Source organism: Anaerococcus lactolyticus S7-1-13 (assembly GCF_000758765.1).
Classification (GTDB): domain Bacteria; phylum Bacillota; class Clostridia; order Tissierellales; family Peptoniphilaceae; genus Anaerococcus; species Anaerococcus lactolyticus.
The window spans coordinates 19,841-41,906 of sequence record NZ_JRMW01000043.1 but is presented as its reverse complement, the minus strand read 5'-3'; the positions used below and the strand labels follow the sequence as shown (position 1 = coordinate 41,906).

18 protein-coding genes and 5 pseudogenes are annotated in these 22,066 nt (G+C 30.8%); 1 reads left to right on the top strand and 22 read right to left on the bottom strand.

Annotated elements, in window-relative coordinates:
- Positions 1–2: 2 nt before the first annotated feature.
- The 9 genes and pseudogenes from HMPREF1630_RS08210 to HMPREF1630_RS08175 all read right to left on the bottom strand — a co-directional run bounded on the left by HMPREF1630_RS08210 (position 3) and on the right by HMPREF1630_RS08175 (position 5,603).
- A complete protein-coding gene (locus tag HMPREF1630_RS08210) occupies positions 3–1,265 on the bottom strand; it encodes a DUF2318 domain-containing protein (RefSeq protein WP_004827303.1) in 1,263 nt (420 codons plus the stop codon).
- 57 nt (positions 1,266–1,322) lie between these two features.
- Entirely contained in the window at positions 1,323–2,024 is a 702-nt protein-coding gene (locus tag HMPREF1630_RS08205; protein ID WP_037328689.1) for an iron transporter, read from the bottom strand.
- 9 nt (positions 2,025–2,033) lie between these two features.
- Complete coding sequence (locus HMPREF1630_RS08200; protein ID WP_004827301.1) at positions 2,034–3,371, bottom strand: FTR1 family iron permease; 1,338 nt, start codon at positions 3,369–3,371, stop codon at positions 2,034–2,036.
- Between the two features lie 2 nt (positions 3,372–3,373).
- Positions 3,374–4,051, bottom strand: coding sequence for an ABC transporter ATP-binding protein (locus tag HMPREF1630_RS08195; RefSeq protein WP_004827299.1), 678 nt, complete (start codon positions 4,049–4,051; stop codon positions 3,374–3,376).
- Positions 4,051–4,446: a DUF4418 family protein gene (locus HMPREF1630_RS08190; protein WP_037328686.1), complete on the bottom strand. Its 396-nt coding sequence runs from the start codon at positions 4,444–4,446 to the stop codon at positions 4,051–4,053. The genes HMPREF1630_RS08195 and HMPREF1630_RS08190 overlap by 1 nt, the downstream gene beginning before the upstream one ends.
- Positions 4,447–4,507: 61 nt before the next feature.
- Positions 4,508–4,641, bottom strand: a pseudogene (locus tag HMPREF1630_RS08185) (FeoB small GTPase domain-containing protein); the annotation flags it as partial.
- Position 4,642: 1 nt separating this feature from the next.
- Positions 4,643–4,886: pseudogene (locus HMPREF1630_RS09685) on the bottom strand (FeoA family protein).
- 12 nt (positions 4,887–4,898) lie between these two features.
- On the bottom strand, positions 4,899–4,997 hold the full coding sequence (locus tag HMPREF1630_RS09680) for a FeoA domain-containing protein (RefSeq protein WP_231549539.1): 99 nt from the start codon (positions 4,995–4,997) through the stop codon (positions 4,899–4,901).
- 243 nt (positions 4,998–5,240) lie between these two features.
- Positions 5,241–5,603, bottom strand: a complete 363-nt coding sequence (locus tag HMPREF1630_RS08175) for a hypothetical protein (protein ID WP_037328683.1) — start codon at positions 5,601–5,603, stop codon at positions 5,241–5,243.
- Positions 5,604–6,025: 422 nt separating this feature from the next.
- On the opposite strand from HMPREF1630_RS08175, the pseudogene HMPREF1630_RS09790 reads away from it, so the two are divergent.
- Positions 6,026–7,201 (top strand): annotated as a pseudogene (locus HMPREF1630_RS09790) (IS110 family RNA-guided transposase).
- Between the two features lie 153 nt (positions 7,202–7,354).
- Here the strand turns inward: HMPREF1630_RS09790 and HMPREF1630_RS09570 are convergent.
- From HMPREF1630_RS09570 to HMPREF1630_RS08110, 13 genes and pseudogenes are all read right to left on the bottom strand, one after another.
- The gene (locus HMPREF1630_RS09570; protein WP_004838640.1) at positions 7,355–7,492 is read right to left on the bottom strand and encodes a hypothetical protein; all 138 of its coding nucleotides are present in this window, start codon (positions 7,490–7,492) and stop codon (positions 7,355–7,357) included.
- A 380-nt stretch (positions 7,493–7,872) separates the two neighbouring features.
- Positions 7,873–8,352: pseudogene (locus tag HMPREF1630_RS08165) on the bottom strand (ATP-binding cassette domain-containing protein); the annotation flags it as partial.
- An 81-nt stretch (positions 8,353–8,433) separates the two neighbouring features.
- Positions 8,434–9,237 (bottom strand): annotated as a pseudogene (locus HMPREF1630_RS08160) (KilA-N domain-containing protein).
- Positions 9,238–9,422: 185 nt separating this feature from the next.
- On the bottom strand, positions 9,423–10,943 hold the full coding sequence (locus HMPREF1630_RS08155; RefSeq protein WP_037328680.1) for a recombinase family protein: 1,521 nt from the start codon (positions 10,941–10,943) through the stop codon (positions 9,423–9,425).
- On the bottom strand, positions 10,936–12,681 hold the full coding sequence (locus HMPREF1630_RS08150) for a recombinase family protein (protein ID WP_037328678.1): 1,746 nt from the start codon (positions 12,679–12,681) through the stop codon (positions 10,936–10,938). The genes HMPREF1630_RS08155 and HMPREF1630_RS08150 overlap by 8 nt, the downstream gene beginning before the upstream one ends.
- Complete coding sequence (locus HMPREF1630_RS08145; protein ID WP_037328674.1) at positions 12,674–14,392, bottom strand: recombinase family protein; 1,719 nt, start codon at positions 14,390–14,392, stop codon at positions 12,674–12,676. The genes HMPREF1630_RS08150 and HMPREF1630_RS08145 overlap by 8 nt, the downstream gene beginning before the upstream one ends.
- A 98-nt stretch (positions 14,393–14,490) precedes the next feature.
- Entirely contained in the window at positions 14,491–14,658 is a 168-nt protein-coding gene (locus HMPREF1630_RS08140; protein ID WP_004838473.1) for a hypothetical protein, read from the bottom strand.
- Positions 14,659–15,127: 469 nt separating this feature from the next.
- Positions 15,128–15,535, bottom strand: a complete 408-nt coding sequence (locus HMPREF1630_RS08135) for a sigma-70 family RNA polymerase sigma factor (RefSeq protein WP_037328670.1) — start codon at positions 15,533–15,535, stop codon at positions 15,128–15,130.
- Between the two features lie 381 nt (positions 15,536–15,916).
- Complete coding sequence (locus tag HMPREF1630_RS08130) at positions 15,917–16,141, bottom strand: FeoC-like transcriptional regulator (RefSeq protein WP_002841646.1); 225 nt, start codon at positions 16,139–16,141, stop codon at positions 15,917–15,919.
- Between the two features lie 13 nt (positions 16,142–16,154).
- Positions 16,155–18,176 (bottom strand): ferrous iron transport protein B, encoded by a 2,022-nt coding sequence (gene feoB, locus HMPREF1630_RS08125; protein WP_037328667.1) that lies wholly within the window; start codon positions 18,174–18,176, stop codon positions 16,155–16,157.
- Positions 18,177–18,179: 3 nt separating this feature from the next.
- Positions 18,180–18,404 (bottom strand): FeoA family protein, encoded by a 225-nt coding sequence (locus HMPREF1630_RS08120; protein WP_002416391.1) that lies wholly within the window; start codon positions 18,402–18,404, stop codon positions 18,180–18,182.
- Complete coding sequence (locus HMPREF1630_RS08115) at positions 18,391–20,139, bottom strand: ABC transporter ATP-binding protein (RefSeq protein ID WP_037328663.1); 1,749 nt, start codon at positions 20,137–20,139, stop codon at positions 18,391–18,393. The genes HMPREF1630_RS08120 and HMPREF1630_RS08115 overlap by 14 nt, the downstream gene beginning before the upstream one ends.
- Positions 20,132–21,898, bottom strand: coding sequence for an ABC transporter ATP-binding protein (locus HMPREF1630_RS08110; RefSeq protein WP_037328662.1), 1,767 nt, complete (start codon positions 21,896–21,898; stop codon positions 20,132–20,134). The genes HMPREF1630_RS08115 and HMPREF1630_RS08110 overlap by 8 nt, the downstream gene beginning before the upstream one ends.
- Positions 21,899–22,066: the final 168 nt, after the last annotated feature.

Below are 22,066 nucleotides of genomic sequence, written 5' to 3'. Positions count from 1 at the left end.
TCCTACTTAAATACATAAGACAATGCGTCAAGATCTTTTTGCGCAATCTTTATCTTTTTATCATGGACAATGTATGGGAAAGGTATCGGGTTACATCCACCCTTAAAACCTATTGTACCCCTATTCATTACAACGTCGCACAACTTACAAATAACATCATCGCCTCTTTCAAAATATCCAGATGGACCACATATCTCGCAGGCATCAAGTACAACTCCATAGGAACCTTCTGATTTTTTAATGCAGAAAAATCTCATTTGTACACCATCCTTTGCCTTATACAAATATCTGTGCAAATGCATATCCTCTAAGCTGCTTATAGGAATAACAATCATTCCATTTTCAGTTTGATAATCTTCAGGTGGTGAAAGGGCCTGTTCCTTATTAGAATATGCCTTTCCAACCGTTAATGAAAAAGTATTAATAAATAGAACGACAAGGAAAAAAATCGCCCAATGTTTTTTATTCTTCATTCTATACTTTATTTTTCTTAACTGAGCCCTATTGCTATAATCTTCATTAACTTTAATATTTTGCTTATATAAAATTACTGGAATAGCTATCATAATTAGCATTGTTGCAAATAAAAACACATTTTCGTGATTAGCTATAAATGCAATAACTCTAAAAAAGTTAACATTTCTAGGAATAATCCCTTTAGAATAAAACCTTTGAATTATGATATTAAATTGGCTGATACCCGAACATACCAAGCTCAAAAAAACAATAATCTTTAAGTTTTTACCTTCAAGTTTAACTGAAGACTTATATATGGCAAGTCCTGATAAAATCATCATGATTATTCCAAAAACAAAGCCTAAAATCCTAAAAAGTACAATAGTTGAAACAGCACTTTCGCCATAATATACAAATTTGTTTGATTGGTTAAATACATACGGTAAATAATAAAAACAAATTCCTACAAGATAAACAACAACCGATGATGAAATGAAATTATCATAAATTTTAGCATTTATCTTATCTTCAAATATCATAAAAATTAATATTAAAAATACTGAGATAACTATGGGTACCATAGACCAGAAATTCAATTCTGTTCTATTAATAAAATTAGGTATATTTCTTATAATTATTGAAACAATTGCTGCAATTACCCCTAAAACTAAAGAAATTATAATAACATACTTTTTATATTTACTTTCTTTAGTTGTATAATAGGCAAGTATTAAAGAGATCATTAGAGAAAAGGCTATTCCCGCCTCCATAACTTTAATAAAAATTTTTAAAATAATTTCACCCCCCATAAATGTATATAAGGGGAACATAAATTCCCCTTATAAATATTATAAATTTTTAAAACTTTACCATTGTGGTCCGTTCCATTCGAAGTCAGTCCATTCTGCAACAAGTGGTTCTGTCCAGAATCTACCTGTTACACCAGTTTCTTTATCTACGTGTAGTAAGTAGTCATTGCCTGGTGCAGCTACTTCGAATTTTACATCATAAACGCCAACACCTTCGTCAAATTTAACATTTGCACCATAGTGTGGACCATCAGATGCGTTCATTGGCATGAAAGCTACTTCTTGAACATGGTCTGAACCTTTCTTTTGTAAATAAGCTTTTACTTTTAACCATGGAACAAAATCACCAACACCATAACCTAATGTTGAACCTTCTTGTGATGCTGTAATGTCAGCTTCAATATGGCAATCAGCTTCTTCTTTAGGAATTGAGTTTCCTGCTGGTTCCATATCAACTGGTTGGAAATATACACCAGAGATTACTAAAGGTCCTTTAGTTTGGTCATCGCCAATTGGAAATTCTTCAAATCCTGCATCTTCTCCTGGAGCTGCAGCTTTTGCATCTCCTGCTTCTTTCTTGTTTCCTTCAGCTGGTGCTTTTTCTTCAGCTGGTGCTTTTTCTTCAGCTGGTGCTTTTTCTTCAGTAGAAGTATTAGCTGTATTATTAGCTTTTGTATCTTCTTTTTTACCACAAGCTGTAAACATTAATACACACACAAGTGTCATAACAACAGGAAATAAATTTTTCTTTTTTAACATAATATCCTCCTATTTATTTTCCTGGCTGGCTTCAAGCTCAGCTCTAATTTTTTTGTTTCTATTATTTTGATAGATAACAGAAACAATGGTTACTACTAATAGAATAATTTGTGGAATAAGATTTTCATACCTATCGTATATACCTATAACTTCAGCAGACCATCCATTCATCCAAGGAACTATAGTTCTGCCAATTACATCTGCTTCTTGTAATTCTCCTATGCCCTTTCCTAAGAAAGACAAGCAAAGTATAAACATTAGCCAAGAAGTAAATGTAAAGAATGGTTTTAATGGTAGCCTTACAGAAACTTTAGCAATTAAATAATATACAATTGCAAGTATTATGGCGGCAACTAAAAGTCCAATCCACATATGCATTGGATTTTCAGAAATGCCTGTTCTCATACCTTGGAAAAACAAAATGAGTTCTGCACCCTCTCTTGCTACTGCTAAGAATGAAGTGAAAGATAAGGCAAAATAATTACCCTTGGAAACAGATTGTTCAACTTTGTTTTTAATGTATCTATTCCAAACTTCAACTTCAGATTTAGAAAGCATCCAATTGGATACATAAAATAGTACGATAACAGCAAGAAACATCGCAATTCCTTCGAATATTTCTTGTCCCATTCCAGACTCAACTTCTCCCACTGTATTGGCGATGATATTAAATACTCCAGCTAGGACTGCTGAAAAAACAATGCCTAGCAAGGCTCCAATATATACACCTTTTAAATAAATTCTATTATTAGTCTTTGATAAATATGCAGCAATGGCAGCTACAACTAAAATGGCTTCAAGTCCTTCGCGAAGTGTAAGTCCAAGAACTGCAAAAAATGTACCAAATCTTTTTAGCAGCTCTCCCAACAATTGACCTGTTGAAAGGCTATTTGCATCTTCTTGACTTTGACCACTGGACTTAGAATCTCCAGAGGTTCCATCAAGAGTATGGGCATCTTCATGAAGGTAAGTTATAAGTGCATCAATTTCATCTTTAACTTCTTTTGGGTCTGCATCTTCTTTGATAGAATTTTTTGCTCTGTAAAATTGATGTTCAACCATTGAACCCCTTTGGCCTGAAATTGCAGTCATAGTTGTTTTTTCAAATCCAATTTTTTCATAGAATTTAAAGTAAGCTACATTAACTGCATCTGTGGCTGCTTTTTTAGCATCCTTATCTCCAGGCTTGTAAACTTCCACAGCTTTTTCTAAATGTTCTGACATAGCATCAGCGACTTCAACCCAGTTACCATAATTTGTTTCTGCTGCAAAAGCAGGCGTTAAAGTTAGGCTAATCATGATTACCATGATTGCAAAAACGCTAGTCATTTTCTTTAATAAATTCATCTCTATCCCCCTTTCTTTATTAAACTTCCATCTTCCATTTGGTAAAGTGTATTGCCGTATTTTAAAATATCAAGCTCATGAGTAACTATAATAAGCGCAGTACCTTTAGAATTTATTTTTTTTAATAAATCCATTATCTCCATAGTAGTATTTTTATCCAAATCACTTGTAGGCTCATCTAAAATCAAAAGCTTCGGCGAATTAATCATAGATCTGGCTATCAGCACTCTTTTTAGCTCTCCTCCAGATAAATTTTTAGGAAAATCATCTTTCAAATGCAAAATTCCCATCTCATCAAGAAGCATAGCTGCTTTTTCATAAGCAGAGTCATCTCTTTTAAATAGATAATAAGGAAGAGACACATTCTCTAAAACATTTAAATTTGGAAGTGTTCCTAGACTTTGTGGCACAAAACCTATGATTTCATTCCTATATTTGCTAATTTCTCTATCAGAAAAATCACTTATATTTTTGCCCTTAGCAAAAATTTTACCTTCAGTCGGTTTTAATAAACCAGACAAAAGATTTAAAAAAGTTGACTTTCCAGAACCACTTCTGCCAATTATATTGACAAAATCTCCCTCCTTCAAGGTAAAGTTTACATTTTTAACAGCAAAAAGTGTATTAGAACCTCTTTTGAAACTCTTGCTTAAATTTTCAGTTTCAATTATTGATTCCATTATGAATGTCTTTCTTTCATACAATAATAAATATTAACTAAAACCAATATGCCTGACAACAATGTGCAAAACGGAATGGTTATTGCTCTGCAAGCCATATCGGCTTTCATGCATCCACCAATAAGCACTTGAGTGTTTAGTATCTCTAAAATACCAATTGCTATATTTGAAATAGATAATCCTAAAGATATTTTTGAATCTTTAACTACAATAAGAATAATTGCTAATACTAAAATGACTGCGCCAATACCTATAGTCATATTTCCCATCCAATGGCATTTCATGAACATCCCATTTTCCATAGGAGGGCAAACGGGTGTTATAAATTTTGGTGCAAGCACTAACAAGATACCTATAATAGCAGAAATATATCCCAAAATCTTTTTTCTACTCATTTTAATCATCCTTTCTACTTATCTTTATTAATAACATTGTAATATAAAAACGTGTTTATTTTTTTATACTTACCGGACTTTTTTCAACAGTTACCCCTGGCAGTTACCAACATATTGGTTGGAACCAGTGAGGCCGTTAAAAAGTGTTGACTTACCACTATTGGTGTTGCCGGCAAGTTCAATAATGATAGCCATCTTAGTCCTCTTTCTTTTCTATTTCTTCAATTGCAATTAATTCAGCATCTGCTTTTCTAATGCTAAGTTAATAATGTCTAATATTAATTTGCACAGGGTCGCCAAGTGGCGCCACCTCCCTTATGTAAATTTCTGAATTTTTTTGTAATTCCCATGTCCATTATCCTTCTTTTCAAAGGACCAGAACCATTGATTTTTTTAACGATATAGTATTTTCCTACAACTGCATCTCTTAAAGTTTGCAAGTCTTACATCTCCTATGCCAATATTTTTTTCGCTATATCTTTTCCGATTGCAACTCTTGAATCTTTAACATATACAATTAAATTACCATCGTTCTCATTAACAACTTTTATAACTACATCTTTGACAAAACCAAGATTCGCCAGGTTGGGACTCAGTTACATTACTATCTCCTAGAGACTTAATCCTAAAAATCTTATAATTAACATTTAAGGGTGCCATTACTAAGTTAAGCATCTAATCACTCGTTTCTAGTTTTAATTTTATTAAAACAAATTAATATTTGAAATTGATTATCATCTTCTTAATAATTATAACATAGAAAATTAAAAATTCAAATCAATTTCCCAGTCTTTTTAAAAGAATGGGATATTTTTAAGATTGAGAATATTTTTAATTTCTTTATCTATCTCCATATCAGAGATAAGTAAAATATGAGATTTCTCATGATTGTATGTCGAGCTAAGTTCTTTGGAACTCAAGAGAATACCTTCATTAATTAGCACATTAATAAATTGATCTATTTCCTCTATCGAATAATATTTACTAAATTTCTTGTGTATTTTTTCTCTATTGCCAAATTCTTTTACTAAATTGAATACCTCATTCAGTATTTCGTAATCGCATTCAAGAGTTTTGAAACAATTATCTTGATAAATATTGATTTGATTATTGTTAATTTTAGATACCGAAATTGTATCATTTACTTTAAGATTCACATCTAACCTCATAATATAATAGTTAATTTGTAACATTTAAGATTTAAGATTTGATTTTTATTAATTAGATCTCAGTGTGTGAGAACGAGAATCAACACTTGATTGATTATAGTTAACATTTTTTTCGCTGTTCACTTTTATTGTCATTTCCACGCACCTCCTCGTATATTGGAGATGTAGTAAAAACACTACATTTTATTCTCAATCCCATTGTCTTATGGGATAATAATTGTATAGATAGAGGTCGTAGTTCACCTCCTTGAAGCCTGTCTTCCCGTGAAAGGGTTACGCCTCTACTTTACGTCCTTATCAGTATGAGCTGGATAACACATTTGGTTGCTGTATGTCTAACGAGGTTTGATTGTCGTAAAGTTCCTGAGGGTCTTTCTCTATCTAAATTTATATTAGAGTTAGGTGATTTTATGTTTTATATAGGTATTGATATTGCTAAGAACAGCCATGAAGCTTCTATTATTGATTCTAATGGAAAGCTTGTTACTGGTCCTTTTTCCTTTTCTAATTCTGTTAGAGGTTTAGAAAAGTTTGAGAGAATTATTTCATCTTTTTCTCTTTCAAATAACAATTGTATTATTTGTATGGAAGCTACAGGTCATTATTGGCTTTCTCTTTATTCTTTCTTGATTGATTTAGGGTTTTCTTGTGTTGTTATTAATCCTATTCAGTCTGATGCTTTTAGAAAGATGTATATTAGACAGACTAAGAATGATTCTGTTGATTCTTTTGTTATTGCTCAAATTCTTAGGTTTGGTGAGTTTTCTATTTCTCATTTTTCTGATGAGGATACTTTTGCTCTTAGAAATCTTTCTAGGTTTAGGTTTGCTCTTGTTGATGAAGCTTCTGATTGGAAAAGAAAGCTTGTTGCTATTTTAGATCAGGTTTTCCCTGAGTATTCTTCACTTTTTTCTAATGTCTTTGGTGTAGCTTCTAAAGCACTTTTGAGTAAGTTCCCTTTTCCTGAGGATATGATTTCTATTCCTGCTGATGAGCTTGCTAAGCTTTTGTCTAAGTGTAGTAAGGAGCACTTTGGTATTGATAAGGCTAAAGAAATTCAAGAGAAGGCTTCGAATTCCTTTGGTGTTAAGTTTGCTTTGAAGTCTTTTTCTTTTCAAATTAAACAGATTATTGCTCAAATTTCTTTTCTTTAAGATCAGATAGCTGATATTGAAGATGAAATTTCTTCTATGATTAATTCTTTATGCCCTGTTATTACTTCTATCACTGATATTGGTGATGTCTTAGGTGCTGCTATTTTCTCAGAAATCGGTGATATTTCTCGTTTTGAGAGAGCTAATCAGTTGATTGCTTATGCAGGTTTAGATGTTGCTGTTAAACAGTCTGGTAATTTTAATGCTACTGACACTGAAATATCTAAACGTGGTTCTCCTTATCTTAGACGTGCTATTTGGCTTGCTGCTAATGTTGCAGCCTTTAAAGATCCTGCCTTATCCTTGTATTATCAAAAACTCAGACAAAGAGGAAAGGCCCATGGCACAGCTATTGGAGCTGTTGCTAGGAAGCTAACTAACATAATATTCGCCGTTTTAAGGGACAACAAAGTTTATGTACCTAATATTTAGTTATCATAATTCATAATTTCTAAGCCTAAAATTTAGGCTTATTTGACGTGCCATAAATGACAAGATTAATTATTTTTTGATTTTTTCTTGACATTTGATAGCTGGTCTTCTCATTTTGTATCTTTCTACAGTGTTATTATATCACAAGATTAACTACTTTCTATCTCTCTTCTTATAATCATTTTCTATTCTATTTTTTATTTTTGTATATTCCTTATCATTAATTAATTTAAGATCATAAAGTCTACATAACATAGCAACTCTCATACTATAAATCTTTATTGCTTGCATTTTAACCTCCTATATAAGTTGATTTTTTTAACTTGGTAAGTGAATTAAATTTGAAATATGCTAATCTCACATAATCAATTTCAAGAATATTCACACTTCAAAGTATTTTGATTTTTATAGAAAGATGACAAAATACCCCTCACCTTATAAAGTGAAATTTGCCCTCTTCGGAAACCAGAATTTTTATTTTTTATAGTATTTTTAAGTTTCAATGATTAATTTGAACATAAAAAGAGGACTTATGCTCTAAGGCATAAATCCTCAAAAAAATATTATAAAGTTTATATTATGGAGTATCATGAAAAATACTATTTACAACTTCTCGTTCTTCTTGCTTATTTATCATATGTCCCTCTTGTAATTTACTAATGTATGCATTTTCATAAGTAAGTAAAATCAATCACTTTATCACAAACTGATTCTAAAAACTCAACATCATGGGATATTATTAAAATCAACTTATCTTCTTCCTTTACTTTCTTTATGTTTTTAGCTACTATTTTCATATTTCTATAGTCCAATCCACTGGTTGGTTCATCGAAAAATAGAATTTTCTTGTCGGATAGTAAAGCGGATAAGATAATTACTCTCTGTTTTTGTCCTCCTGACAAGGTGTGAGGATTCCTATCACTGATATTTTTTAACTCCATATCTTTTAGCCAAGTATCTAAAACATTATCATCTTTAATATTTGATGTTAATACTATTTCATCTTTAACGCTATCTGTGAATAACTGACAGTTCACTTCCTGCATAATAAGTAGACTTTCATTTAACCTGTTTTTTGTTTTGAAATTCTCATCCTTTTTAAAAATTTTTCCTTTATTTTCTTTGTATAAGCCACATATGATTTTTACTAATGTAGACTTTCCCTACAATGTCAAGCAATTGTTACATAAAATTAGACGATATTTCTATCGCCTAATTTATATACAAAACTTTTATTTTAACTTTTTTATACGTTCACTTTCTGTTAGAATCCTCATTTGTTCAATAGCAATTGCATTTAATTTTTCTATCCTTTCAGTTGCATCCATTCCCTCATTTATAAAAACAGCATTTAAGTTCTCAAGATTTGATAAACACACTAATTGTGATATATCAGCATAGTCTCTCATATTTCCTTTTAACTCCGGATTACTTTCACGCCATTCTTTTGATGTCATTCCAAACAAAGCTACATTTAATATATCTGCTTCACTTGCATAGATATAGTTTATTCTTTCCTTTGATAATTTCTCAGGGACAAGTTTATTCTTAATTGCATCTGTATGAATTTTGTAATTTATCTTAGCTAAATTCCTCTTGATATCCCAACCTAATTGTTTTTGTTCTTCTTCTTTTAAGCGCTCAAACTCTTTAATAAGATAGAGCTTAAAATAAGGTGATACCCACGATGCAAATTCAAAAGCTATGTCTTTATGTGCATATGTTCCACCATATCTTCCTGCTTTGGCAACAATTCCGATAGAATTCGTCTTATTGACCCATTGTTTAACCGATAAAATAAAACGATTAAAACCTGCTTCATTTTTAATTCCCTCGAATTCGGTGGAATTAAAATTCGCATTATACATTTCTTCCCATATTCCTAAAAATTCAATTGTATTTTAATTCCTTAGCCATTTTTCTATTAGTGCCACACCATTTTCAAGATTTCTAACCATGTCGGTTAAAGAAATATAATCTCTATTATCTATGGCAATAATGCTAATTTCTGATCCTTCCACATTTATTTTAGACACAAAAATCACCTCACAATATCTCATTTTAACTATAATTATATCATTTTTTTGTTCCTAAATATTTACCTTATCAACTCATAGTAAACAGTACTATTTGTTTCCGCAAATTTCCTCGCCATTATTTTTATTTTGGCGTATTAAAATTAAAGTTGGCGAGATTATGAGTTACTTTTAATGCTATTCATCTATTTTTCTACAATTTCTCTTTCTCCACTTCTTGATACAACTATTTTATCAATAGAACTATCTACATAGGCTTTCAATAAATTATTCTTATCTAAGGAATTACCATCAAATTCTTTCTTCAAATCAATCTCCTCTGACTTCAATTCTTTCAACTTACTCTCCAATAATATCTTTTTATCTTGTATAAGAGATTTTTCCTTTAGATACGCCTCTTTCGAAATATTTTTCTTTTTATAGTTTTCATAGATAATTTGTAAATTACTGTTTAATATGGATATTTCCTTTAGAATCTCTTCTTTTACATTCTTGTGTTCTATAACTTTCTCTTTATTTAATGTGTTGTGAATCTTAAAATCTTTTAATTTAGGTTTTATAAGTTCAATAATATCTTTCTCTTTGATATTGTTTGGTTTTTTCTCAGCTTTACATAAATTACAATAATAACTTTTATACTTGTATATTTTATCAGAATTCTTCTTTTGTCTACTGTCACATCGAAAACTCATAGGTCTACCACATTCTTTACAAAATATCTTACCAGAAAAAATAGAGCGATTTTTCTTTCCTGTATAAACATAAAATTTCCTTTTTTCTTTTATTGACTTAACCTCATCAAAAACCTCTCTTGAAATAATTGCTTCATGAGTATTATGGATTACTTTCCACTCTTCTTCAGGAAGTAATATCTTTTTTCGCCTACCAATTCTTGTTTCTTTATACTTGTTATATACATAATCTCCTGTATATAATTCATTTCTTGTAATTTGTGATATGCAAACACTTGTCCAAACTCTTTTCTTTACCTCACTTCCAGTAATTAAATTTCCAGTATAATCAAAAAGTTTCAGTTCTTCTTTTCGCTCAGAGCGAGTTATATAGCCTTTTTCATTAAAAATATTAGCAATTTGAGTACAAGAATACCCTCTTAAAATTAAATCAAAAGCTTCTTTAACTATAAAAGCTGTTTTTTCATCAATGATGATACTATGTTTATCTTTTGGATCTTTAATATATCCAAAAGGTGCTGCCCAATTTATATTTTTCCCCTGTGATTTAATTTGTTTTAAAGAATTGCTTACCTTTTCAGATAATTCCTTACTGAATAAATCATAATACAATGTCTTAAACTGTGTATCCATATCTAATCCATTTCCATTTTCGTTTATGGAATCATAACAATCATTGATAGCTATAAATCGTATTTTTAAAAATGGAAATATATTGCTCAAATAATCCCCAAGCAAGATATAATCTCTTGAAAACCTCGACATATCCTTTACTATGATAGTCTTTACTCTTCCTTCTTTTACATCATCAATAAGTCTTAAAAATGCAGGTCTGTTTGTATTCGTTCCCGAATACCCATCATCTACATATTCCTTTATTTCACAACTCTTTAAAGATGATTCATTTTCAATATAATTTCTTATATAATCTCTCTGATTTACTATGCTTATACTTTCATCCATTTTGTTATAATCTTCGTCTGAGAGTCTTAGATAAATAGCCACCTTATTCATACTCTACCTCCAACTGCTCTTTTATATCTTTATCAAGATTAAACTTAAAATTTATGGTTACTTTCTTATTATGTGAAATTTCTATATGGTTAATGAGAGTATCAACCAATCCTTTATCCACTTCTATACTCTTATCAGCATCTAAGCAGTAAAAGAGAGCTTCTATGAATTTTTTCAGTTCCCTTTTCCTTTTCTTTATATTTCTTATTCTTTCATCAAAAACTTTTAATTCATTTTTTAAGGTTTTTATTTGATTATTTATTTTTTTACTTTCTATTTTAAAATCACTTAAAAGAACCTCTCCTTTAACATAGTTTTCATATTGTTCTTGTAAATTGATCCTAAGAGAAGCAATCTTTTTATTATTTACATCTGTTTTTAGAGAAACTTGATTTATCTTTTCAGCACATATATTTTCTAAATATATTTTTAGTCGTAATCTTTTATCCTTTTTATAAAAGCTTGAAACCAGTTTTTTTAAGGTATCTACTAAAATTTTGTCTAGGTCTGTTTCGTATATTCTTACATGAGATTTTTCTAAGTTTAATCTGTCTCCACCTTTACAATAATAGCAATAGCAAATCTCATCATGATATTTCAGTCCTCGTGGTCCATATCGTTTTTTCAAATATCTGCCACATACACTGCACTGTATGAGGTCATCATACTTTCCTTCTTTTTTATAATCTCTTTGAATTTTTACTCCAACATTTTCTTTTCCGTCTTTTATTATGTTTTTTAGTGAATGGTAAGGTAGATAGTTTTGTTTTTTCTCCTTTATCTCTCTGATATTTTCAAATGTAGTTTTATCTATCAAACCTTCGTGGGTGTTCTCTGTTATAATCCACTCTTCTTTATCACGAAACTTACTTTTCCTACTTGGATCATGTCTATTTGAGTATACTCTTTGAATCAAATTCCCAATATATACTTCATCAGAAAGCATTTTTGATATATAAGAAATATCCCATTGTTTTGTATCTTCTTTATCCTTAAAAATTTTACCTGTTCTTTTATATTCATCAGGTGTCGTATATGTTTTAGTCAATTCTCTTGCTATTTGCATATTGGATTTACCTTGACTTGCCATATAAAAGATAAGTCTTACTACATCTGCTGCCTTTTCGTCCATCACCAGAACTCTTTTTCCATCAATTTTATCAACCTTATAGCCATACGGAGCCATCGCTCCTATAAAAGACCCTTGTTTCATTTTTATTTCTTTAGATGCTTTTATTTTCTTTGAAATATCTTTTGCGTATAAATCATTGAAGATATTTTTTATTGCTATTTCATAACTCTGATCTGATTTTATACCGTCTTTAGTATCAAGATTATCATTTACGGAAATAAATCGAACTCCCAAAAATGGAAATACTTTTTCGATATAGTTTGCGATTTCTAAATACTCTCTACCAAACCTTGACATATCTTTTACTATGATACAATTTATCCTACCTGTTCGGATATCTTCCATCATTTCAATAAATGCAGGTCTTTTAAAATTTGTTCCAGAATACTCATAGTCCTTGTATACTCTTAAAATCTTTATATCTTTTTCTTTTGCAGCATTTATACAGAGTTCTTCCTGCATTTCAAGTGAATTACTTTTATCCCTGTAAGCTTCCTTTCTTTCCTGTGATAATCTAGCATAAATACCGGCAATGTATATTTTTTCAATCACTTTTCCAACTTCTGTTCCTGATTGTGATATATGCCTATTTTTTGTTCTAGCCACAGCATACCTCACTTTCAGCGCTTACAAGACTTTTATTCATAACAGTGGGTATAGTTTTTGACTTCCTGCTTTTATCGATACTTTTCTTTTTTATAGTGTTGGCTTTAATGTCAGACTTATCCATTTTTGTCATTTCTTCAAGTAAAGACAATTCTTCAGTATGATTAAACCTAACATCTATCGTCTTATCTTCAGAAATAAAAATTTTATCAATAAGCATCACAACAGACAATCTATCTATTTCAGATAAATTTTTATACTTGTTAATGTCGATGATCCAACTCTTATTTTTATCAATCTTCTCCTTAGTATCTTCCTGTTTTTTTAATCTATACTCGATACTTTCATCTAATTTAGTCAATTTCTCTGTATAGTTTTTTCTAAAAAGTTGATATTCTTCTTTACTAATAACATCTTCTTTTAGGTCAAGGTATAGGGAAGATAAGAGTTCTTCTGTCATCGCTTTTTCTCGTTTTAGTATAGGAATTTGATTGTCTTTCAAATTTTTATTTATATCTATACGCTGAACTTTAGAATATAGATTTTCATTAAATTCAATGTAGGACTTCATTATTTTAGATACTGCTTTTATCAAGGTTTCTTCTTTTATGCTGTGTCTTGTGCAAGATTTTTCCTTGTTGTACTTTGAACAGATATAGAATATCTCTTCTCTTTTTTTATACTTTACAGTCCTTCTAATCAAAGAACTTCCACATTCTTTACAAAAAAGCATTCCTGTAAAAATATCAATTTTGTCCTTTCCACGAGAATTATTCAAATCTCTTTTTAACATAGTATTTGCAATAGTAAAAACTTCTTTACTTATAATTGCTTCATGGGTATTTTCTACTCTTATCCATTCTTCTTTCTCTTTTTCTATCTGCTTTTTATTTTTATAACTTAAAGTAACACTCTTTCCTTGTAAAGTATTTCCAATATATACTTCATTTTCTATAATTCTATTTACTGTCTTTGCTGACCAAGTTCCACCTTTTGTATTTTGAAATCCATTACACTTAAATCCTTGACTTTCTTTATATTTTCTTGGAGTTAAAACTCCTAAATGATTTAGTTCATCTGCAATTGCCTTTGAGGAATATCCCAAGAGCTTCATATCAAATATATTTTTAATGTTTTTAGCAACTTGTTCATCAACCACTAACTTATTTTTGTTCTTTTCTGATTTTTTATATCCATAGGGTGCAAAGGCACTGATGAAATCACCTTTTTCTCTTTTTATCTTCTGGGAGCTTTTTACCTTATTGGAAATATCTCTGCAATAACTGTCATTGATGAAGTTTTTTATAGGAAGTATAAGATGTGTATCGTTTATATCTGCACTTTTACTATCGTAATTGTCATTTACTGATATAAATCTTATACCGTTGTCCGGAAATATTCTTTGAATATATTTTCCAGCTTCTATATAATCTCTTCCGAATCTCGATAAGTCCTTTACAATAATTGTATTGAACTTTCTATCATAGGCAGCCTTTATCATTTCTTTAAAATTGGGACGATCAAAATTTGCACCTGAATACCCATCATCCACATACTCTTTGATCATTGTAATTTGATTTTTTCTTGCATAAGAGTTTATAATTTCTCTTTGATTGGATATAGAGTTACTTTCTGTTTTTTCGCCATCTTCTTTTGATAATCTTAAATACATAACTGCCAAATTTTCTTTTGCTAAATTGTTTTTAAACATAAAAAAGCCTCCTTTAATTCAATTTACATACAATAAATCGAACCAAGGTTAGGCTTCCACAAAAATATTATAACGCTCCTTATATTTTTTGTCAGCCCCTAATAGACAGAAATTTTTTCTTTGATGTATTCCTCTACTAAATTTTCTAAACTAAATCCATTTTCATTAAATTTAACTTCTATATTCCAACCATCAATTTGATTTATCATCTGTTTATCTTTTTTATCTGTTTTCATTTCTGTATTTATATTATGTTCATCACACATAATATCTTCTCCTTATCTTCAATTTCTTTAAGTTTTTTGACATTAACAGGCGTGTAGGTCACGACATTGGAATTTCACCACCGCCCCTTTTCAAGATGAGCCGGCAACAACTGTAGAAGTATCATTATCCCCATTTGCTTCAATGCATCAGTTTCCTAGGCTGAATATATAATTTCTTTTTGTCGCTCGTTTTCTTTTATCCTTCTTTTAACTAGAGTATTTATTTAAACCGAAACTCTTATCAGCAGAAAAGTCATGGCGAAGAAATTATAAAGCTCCACAAATGGTTAATGTCCTGTCTTGGTCTATTCAGTTGTCAAGGTTCAAATCTATATATAACGAGGTTTTAAAAGTCCCTCTATATATAAACCTTACTTTCAGGACAATTTTTAACACTTTTTTGAATATTTTTTTGAAGAATTTTTAAAAAATAGAGGACAGAGATATTTTCCCCTGCCCTCTAGTTGATTTACCTATCCAAAAGTTTTCTCAGTTTCTCTAAAACCTTATTTCTTAATCTACTGATTTTCATCGGATTTGTATCTTCTTTCTTTGCAACTTCTGTGAGAGTTTTATCCTCAAAATACAGTGATTTAATTAGGTTTCTCTCTTCGTCATTTAGACTGTCTAATGCACGATACAAATCTTCTATACGCATTTTGGTTTCAATAATCTTTTCAACATCAACTGTATTATCTGCAATATCTACAACACTTATATTATAATCTCCAAAATGAAACACCTTATGCTTTCTATCTAATCTTTTCAAATGAGCTTCATGATTAAGCTCTTTTTTATATGCTCTATACACTTCATCGGAAACATAGATCTTTTTACCTTTAACATAAATGTATTTTTCTTTATCATTATCTGACATACTTTGGTCCTCCTTTTTTAACTCGTTTTTCGATTTTTGAGCATAAAAAAAGGAGGTCCTCGACATTTTGACATGCGAAGACCTCTTGAATGTAACCAATTAAAAGCTCTTTGACTTTCTATATATTCAGTTTTTAATACTTTAAAAAGGGTAAAAGATGGAAATCAGATTTGCTTTAGAAAAACATAAAATATACTTATGATTTTTTCTTGATAATAAAAATATTTTACCCATACTATTTCCCTACTTTCTTCCTTATACTAAATATTCCCCCTTAAAAGTTTTGTTCATCAAAGTTAGATGTTAAAGAACTATATTTACTAGCAAATATCTCAATTGTATAACATATATATACCATTTAAAAATTGTCTATGGAATACTTCAAAGAATCTCCCAACAATCACCATCTTCAATAGAAATCTTGCATAAATTGCACTTTTTATTTTCACAATAAGTATTTTTTTGAATTTTCCTGATATAACCATTATTTTCTAGATATTCTATTTCTATTTTTATATCATCAAGATTTCTATTAGTTAATTCACATAATTCTTGCAAACTATACACTCTATTTTCTTTAAGAAGTTCCAATAATTGTATTAACACGTTTATTCCTCCTTTAAAATATAAGCATTCCTATACGATATACTACAGCTGATATTACCAAAGCAGATAAAATATAATACATTGCAATTTTTATCGTCCATTTTTTTGAATGTGTTTCTTGTGCGGTAGCTGCAAGAGCCATTAAACAAGGCATATTGAAGAAAAAGGCAAAAGTAAATGCTAAGGCTTCCGGCTTTGAAATCATTGTCAACATATTATTGCTTAGAATAGCGGTATCTACTGCCCCTTTAACCTCAACTGCATGCCATATTCCTGAAGAAGTAAATAATGATGCCATTACTCCTAATGCCGATTCTTTTCCCATTGCAGAAGCAACAAAAGCCATAAATAATTGCCATGGTAACCCAAACAATTTTGTTACAGGTTCTATAAATGTTCCTACTTTATAAATAAGACTGTTAGCTATATTTCCATCAGGCGTATAGGAAAGAATCCAAAATATAACAGAAATAAGGATAATGATACTCAATGCCCTTTTCAGTACATTTCCCATCCTATTCATTACAGAAGAAAGTAAATTTTTCCAATGTGGCTTGTGATATGGTGGAAGTTCCATAATCATTCCAAAATGTTCACTTCCCTCATAAAGCGATTTTCTAAAAATCATATATGTGATTAGCAAATGTAGAAAAGCAACTGCAAATAGGCTTAATATCACAAATACTGCCTGTTTTCCGAAGAATGTTCCTGTAACAAGCCCGACTACTCCCCATGTTGACCCGCAAGGGACTACCCAAGATAATGCAATCGTCATAACCCTCTGTCCCCATGAATCAATTACTCTCGTTCCTGTGATTCCACCTATATTACAGCCGAAACTTAACAAGAACGGCATAATTGCTTTTCCTTGCAATCCTAATTTCGACATAGTGTTGTCAAAGACATAGGAAACTCTTGCCATATATCCTACATCTTCCAAGAATCCAAATACTAAGCTAATTCCCAATACATAACTTGCCATTTGCAATGCAAAAGTAATTGCAGTCATTACGGCTCCACACAAAAGTGAAATCAGCCAATTTGATACTCCAATGGCGACAAGCCCCTTTGCCAACAATGTTGATATTTTAGGTATAACAAACCCAAATAACCCCATTAGCGGAAATCCGATGAGCATAGAAGCAACTAATCCTAAAATGATAACTCCGATAGCCATAGGTTTTCCGAAAGCTTTACTTGTGGCTATACGATCAAATTTGCTTCTCTTAAATACTCTCTTTTTCTGAATAACATTTGCATTGATAAGTTTATCTATCCAATCGAATTTGCAATTACCGGTTATCAGATTCCCATTTTTGATGCCTCTTAATATATCCTCTATTTCTTTAAATTTGTATTCATCAACATTATCTTTTACCAATTCGATTACTTTCACATCTTGATCGAATAATTTCCCGACAATCCATGATTTTGAAAATACGCCTATCCCTTCATCAGGAATGTAATTTTTCAGCAATTTATATTTATCTCCGGCGGCACTTTCATATGCTCTTTCAAAATTATTGTCTGCTAAAATCCTTCCGCTGTCTGAACGCTCCAGAAAAGCATAAAACTCTTTGTATTCCTTTTTATCTGCCGCAACGATAGGAATGACAGGTATATTCAAGGATTTTTGTAACCCCTTTATATTTATATTTTTCCCTTGACTTGTAGCAACATCCATCATGTTCATGATTAAGACAACCGGAATATTTATTCCAATGTAGTCAGAGAGCATAAATAGACTTCGATTTAATTGTGAAGCATCTGCCATAATAGCAATTAGGTCTGCGTTCCCGGTTTCTATATATTCTCTTGTTATAACTTCTTCCTCTGAATTTGCTGATAATCCGTAAGTTCCTGGTAAATCCACAATCGTATAATTGGTATCTTTATACGAAAATTCGCCTTCTTTTTTCTCAACGGTTTTACCCGGCCAATTTCCAACATGTTGATTTGAGCCTGTCAACCCATTAAACAAAGTCGATTTTCCAGAATTAGGCTGCCCCAGCAAAGCAATCGTTATTTTCTTCATATCTCAAAGCACCTCCATCATTATTTTCTCTGCCTCTATCTTATTGACAGCTATCATCGTATCTCTACAATAAATGAGAATAGGTTGCTTTTTATAATTCTGGATAACTTCAACATCGCTTCCGACAGTTATTCCGATAGATATTATTCTGCTTTGAAAATGTGTATCACCAATAATTTCAACAACTTTACCTTTTGTCTTTTCTTTCAAAGTACTAAGCCTCTCCATAACTATTCTCCTTTATCATCCACTTTTTCGCTCTTTCCTGTGTATTTACCATTTCATAGTAATGTCCTTTTTTTCCATAAAGTTCATTATGATTTCCTTGTTCTTCAATTCTTCCGTTATTTATCAAAATAATTTGATTAGCGTTTTTAATGGTATTCAATCTGTGAGCAATAACAAAAACTGTCTTTCCTTGCATTAAATGCTCCAAAGCATTATTGATTTTAGCTTCATTATCAGGATCAAGAGAAGCTGTAGATTCATCCAACAAAAGAATTGGTGCATCCTTCAGAATCGCTCTTGCAATAGCAATCCTTTGTCGTTCACCGCCGGATAATGTACTTCCTCCATCTTTTATTTCCGTTTCATATCCATCCTTCATTTTCAAAATAAATTCATGGCAACAAGCTAATTTTGCAGCTTGATAAACTTCTTCCTTTGTTGCATTAGGTTTTCCAACCCTGATATTGTTATAAACAGTATCGGTTAACAGTACATTATCTTGAAAAACCTGACTAACATATTTAAGCAACACATCAGGTTTTATGGATTTTATATTTTTTCCACCAATTATAATTTCTCCGCTGTTCACATCCCAAAACCTTGCAATCAAATTGGCAATTGTGGTTTTTCCTCCACCGGAAGGACCGATTAAAGCTGTACAAGTCCCCTCTTTTGCTTCAAAAGAAATATTATTCAGAATCGTTTTATTTCTATCATAAGAAAAATTTACATTCTTAAATTGAATATCAAAATTTTCTAATTCAACTTCATTTTCAGAATAAGGCAATGGCTTCGTTTCATAAGCTTTCTCAAGATTACTTGCAGCTAATTTCAAATCTTTCAATAGTCCATAGGAATGTTGAAAGGCAATAAGAAGTGCAGATAATGCTAAACTCATAAGCATAAAAGCCACAAACTGTTCAGTTCTAACACTACCATCTATAAGCAAATATCCTCCTATAAGAAGAACTATCGGAAGCAAAAAGTTAACTGTGATAAAGTACATACTTGTAGGTAACGCCATTTTCTTTTCTGCGTTTACGCTTGTCTTTCTAACATTTTCAAGTGTATTTATCATTCTTTCAAAATGTTCACTTGTCATATTAGCTGACTTAAACGCTTTCATACCTTGAATGTACTCTAAAATAATAGAAATCATCTTAGAATTTAAATTTCTTTTTCTTGCCCCGTATTTTTCTATCAATTTGTTGCCCCATATCAACATAGGATATGCGATAAGCAATACTAAACACTCTAATAATGCGAGCTTCCAATCGATAAAAAATGTGCCTAATAAAATCAATATTGCTGTAACTGCCGTTTTAATAACCGATGGCAAGGTGTGCGTTATGATCAGTTCAAAACTACTCAAATCTTTTGTAAGAGTTGATAATAGATAACCACTACTATTTTTTTGGAAATGACCAAGGCTCAAACTCCTATAATGATTTGCTAAATCCAAACGCATATCTCCACACATTTCAGCTCCTCTTGAAAAGCTCAAATAGTATGCATGCCTATAAATCAGTATCCTTGCAATCATACTGGTGAAACATATTACCGTATATTCTATGATTAAGGTTTTAGTTAATGTATTTTGCAATATATTAACAACGGTAAAATAGAGCATTAAATACAAAACAATGCTTCCTATCGAATCAATAACCATTAGAAAAATCGGTAAATACAATTTTTCTTTTTTATCTTTCAGAAGTGTTCTAATAATCTTAAGCATTTGCACTTACCCCCTCTCCAAAGTAATCTTTTGTGTATGTATTCCACATACTTTCATAGACCCCTTTTCTTTCTAAAAGAGTTTTATGTGTTCCAACCTCTACGACTTCCCCTTCATCAAATACAACAATTTGATCTGCATTCTTAATAGTATGCAAACGATGAGCAATCATAATGATTGTTTTATTTTTCAACAAGTTTTGAAGTGCTAACTGTATCTGATACTCATTTTCTATATCTGAATAGGAAGTTGCTTCATCAAAAATAATAATTGGAGAATCTTTGAGTATTGCCCTTGCGATTGAGATTCTTTGTTGCTGTCCACCTGACAATTTCACCCCTTGATCCCCGATTCTTGTCTGATATCCATTCGGTAAACTCATAATAAAGTCATGAATTTGTGCTGCTTTTGCAGCCTCAATAATCTTATTTTCATCTGTATCTGTTCCCATACGAATATTCTCATAGAGAGTGTCCTCCAAAAGAAATACATCTTGAAAAACAAATGATGTAATGTCCATCAAATTATCTATTTTTAATTCATTGATCGGTATGTCGTTAATTTTAATTACTCCACTTGTTACATCCCAGTACCTCCCAATCAATTGTGCAGCAGTTGTCTTGCCTGCACCGGAAGGTCCCACAAAAGCATTTATTGTATTCGGTTTTAAGGATAAATTTATATGTTGTAATGCTTTATTTTTTGTTTCTTCATCGTCATAACTGAAAGTAACGTCTTTAAAATCTATTTTCATACACTCATTCTTGTTTATGATTTTTGTTCCGTCTTTCAATTCATCCATATCCATTATTTTTTTTATGTTATCCAATCCGCTTCCAAGCTCCATAGATTGCATAAAGATTGTTACCATATTTAAGAACGAAACAAAAAAGCACATTGTAAGCATAATAAATAGCAAATAGGATGTTGCTGATAAAGAATTTCTCAAAAAGAAATATCCTCCGAACGGCAATGTAAATAAGATTGCTGAATCCAAAACCACTAAAGTTATTGATAAAGGATAGCAAGAACTCACACACATCTTTTTCCAACAAGTAATATACGCATTCAATGAGCTTCTATATTGTTCAAATTTTTCTGCTGTTAAATGATACATTTTTATTACAGGCATAGCCTTTATAAATTCGTTTGCCGAAGCATTTAAATCAGCAATATCTTCGGATAGCTCCGTTGACATATCCGGATAATTTTTTATTAGCATCATAGGAATTCCTAATCCCAAAATCATAGGAATAAGCATAACAAGTGCCATCATCCAATTTAATTTCAACATGAAAATGAACATAATAACCGGAACAACTGCCACCTGAGCTAATTCCAAAGTGCTATGAGCCAAAAAATTTTCAACTCTATCTACATCATCAAACAACAATGTTTTAATTTCTCCGGGGGCATGCTCTTGAAAGAATCCCAAATTAAATTTTGAAATATGATTTACAACTTTCAGCTTAATTCTGTGTATTGTGTTAAAAGCTGCTGTATGAGATAAAATGCCCGCAAAGGACATTAGTATTGCTTGCAAAACAGCACTTATAATTCCTATACCTGCCCACATTAAAATTTCTGTATACAAAATATTTTTCTGAAATATCATTAGTAATATCTTATAAACTACAAAATAAGGAACTAATGATAAAGTCGCAGAAATGACAGATAAAAACATTCCTAAATGTAGCTTTTTTCTCTCATCTTTTGCTAATTGGAATACATAGGAAATTCCCATTTTCTTTTTTTCCATTTCTAGATAACATCTCCTTTAAATAAATTTATATTTAGTAATAATAAATATCAATAGTATTATACTATATTTTTCTGCGAAATTAAATCTTAGTATCGTGATTTTTAATTTTGTATAAAACCTCTAAAATTAAGCATTATTTAGATATTTTAAATTTTATTTTTTATA